This window comes from Paenibacillus zanthoxyli JH29 (genome assembly GCF_000520715.1).
Lineage (GTDB): Bacteria > Bacillota > Bacilli > Paenibacillales > Paenibacillaceae > Paenibacillus_AQ > Paenibacillus_AQ zanthoxyli.
The window spans coordinates 1-2,067 of sequence record NZ_ASSD01000316.1; the positions used below are offsets into that span (position 1 = coordinate 1).

Sequence of the window (2,067 nt, forward strand, 5' to 3'; positions counted from 1 at the left end):
GAATCAGGAGAACGGGCGGTTTTGTTGTGTCCGGGTAAACGCCTAATGCGACTCCCCGGTTCTCAGCTTTGTGCGGTGCACGATGGTTAAATGCAGGACGAACAGCAGCACCATGGCGCACGCGCTCGCCACAAAGGGAGCGCCATGGCTGACCGTATCCCACAGCTTGCCGGAAACAATGGGACCCGCTACCATCCCGGAGCCCTGTAAGGTGAGAAACAACCCCCATACCGTACCGCGCTCGCCTTTGGGCACCTGCTTGGCAAGAAAGGCGTTCCAGGCCGGCAAAATAAACGCATAGCTGACTCCGACCAGGGGGACTATGACAAATACAAGCGGAAGCCAGCGTACCAAGGAGAAAGCCGCGAGCGAAACCGCTGCAAGCAGGAAGCCGACACTGAGAAAAGTCTTCGTGCCGATCCGGTCCACCAGCCTGCCCGCCGGAATTAGAGCCAGCACGGTAATGCCGCCGCCGGCAATCAACAGAAGATTGAACTGGGACGGCGTCAGGTTCAGCTCCGTCCGGGCAAACAGGGTAACGACCGGCGTCATCAGCCCGATTGCGAATGCCTGCAGGAACAGCGCTGGGTACAGCAGACGGCTGACCTTCAGCGACTGTCTCACCTGAAGCAGCTTTCGCTGCAGCCTTTTTAGCGGAGTCAGCTTCGGATGAGCCGTCCCCGGCTCCTCCCCGCCATGGCTGACGGCATGGAACCCGTGGGTAATCCGGGCAGGCAGCAGCAGGGCGACAGCGACCACCGTCACGGCAAAGGCCAGCAGCACGAAGAATACGGCGCGGTAGCTCTGATGGCCATGCTCCATCAGGAAGTTGACCGTGATCGGCCCGATGCCCGTCCCGGCCATGGAAGCCATCTCCACAGCCCCCATGGCCGCGCCGCTGCTTCCGCTTTTGGTGGAGCCGGCCAGTTCCGTCACGCCGGTCATCACGCAAGGCCAGAGCGGGGACGTGCCCATCCCTAAGACCAGGCAGGCCAGTGACAGAGAGACCGCGTCTGTGGCAATAATAATCAGGATGACGGCCACCGTAATCAATATCAGCGCTCCGGTCATCGTCCAGCGGTACCCGATCCGTTCCATGACCCATCCCGAAAAACTGCGGAACAGATTATCGCCCAAATATTGCAGCGCAAAGGCCAGACCAACCACCGTGACAGACAGCCCGAGTATATTCTCCATATAGACGGGCAGCAGCGCGACAAGCAGCGACCCCTTCACAAATTCAACCAAAAAAATGATAATCCACATCTCGATAATAAACGGCGATACCAGATTGATATGCATCCGCTGCTCCGTTTTGGAGGGCATTAAATCACATCCTAGTATTATGATCATGGTTTTGTTATACTTCATTTGTTTGCGACTTTACTTGTAGAAAGGTTGTGGGAGTATTAATGGATCAATCGTTTACCCCTCTCTTCACGGCTCTAAAAAAGCACGCTGCCGGAAATCCGGTGCAATTTCATATTCCCGGTCATAAAAAAGGGGCCGGAACCGATCCCGAGTTCAGGGAATTCATCGGTGATAACGCCTTTTCCATAGATCTGATCAATATTGCACCGCTCGACGACCTACACCAGCCCAAAGGCGTTATCGCCCAGGCGCAGAACCTGGCGGCGGAAGCGTTCGGAGCGGATTATACTTATTTCAGCGTTCAAGGCACAAGCGGAGCCATCATGACGATGATTCTGTCGGTCTGCTCTCCCGGGGAGAAGATTATCGTCCCCCGCAACGTTCACAAATCGGTCATGTCCGCCATCATCTTCTCGGGAGCCAAGCCAATCTTCGTATCCCCCGTGCAGGATGAGAACCTTGGCATCGACCACGGCATTACGACCAGTTCTCTTAAACGCGCCCTGCAGCGTCATCCGGACGCCAAAGGGGTGCTCGTCATTAACCCGACTTACTTCGGGGTATGCGCCGATCTTCGCTCGATTGTAGAGCTTGCCCACAGCTACGGCGTTCCCGTTCTGGTAGACGAGGCTCACGGCGTTCTGATCCATTTCCACGAGGAGCTGCCGATGTCGGCAATGCAGGCGGGGGGGGGAA

2 protein-coding genes are annotated in these 2,067 nt (G+C 56.7%); one reads left to right on the forward strand and one right to left on the reverse strand.

The window, feature by feature from the left end; translation table 11 throughout:
* Positions 1-42: 42 nt before the first annotated feature.
* The gene (locus L691_RS0111615; RefSeq protein ID WP_025690690.1) at positions 43-1,326 is read right to left on the reverse strand and encodes an MFS transporter; all 1,284 of its coding nucleotides are present in this window, start codon (positions 1,324-1,326) and stop codon (positions 43-45) included.
* Between the two features lie 86 nt (positions 1,327-1,412).
* Here L691_RS0111615 and L691_RS0111620 point away from each other — a divergent pair.
* On the forward strand, positions 1,413-2,067 hold a 655-nt coding region (locus L691_RS0111620), incomplete at its 3' end, for an aminotransferase class I/II-fold pyridoxal phosphate-dependent enzyme (RefSeq protein WP_025690691.1).

Bases quoted from the DNA above. Each gene is read 5' to 3' on its own strand.
- L691_RS0111615 (WP_025690690.1), bottom strand. From the start codon at position 1,326: ATGCCCTCCAAAACGGAGCAGCGGATGCATATCAATCTGGTATCGCCG.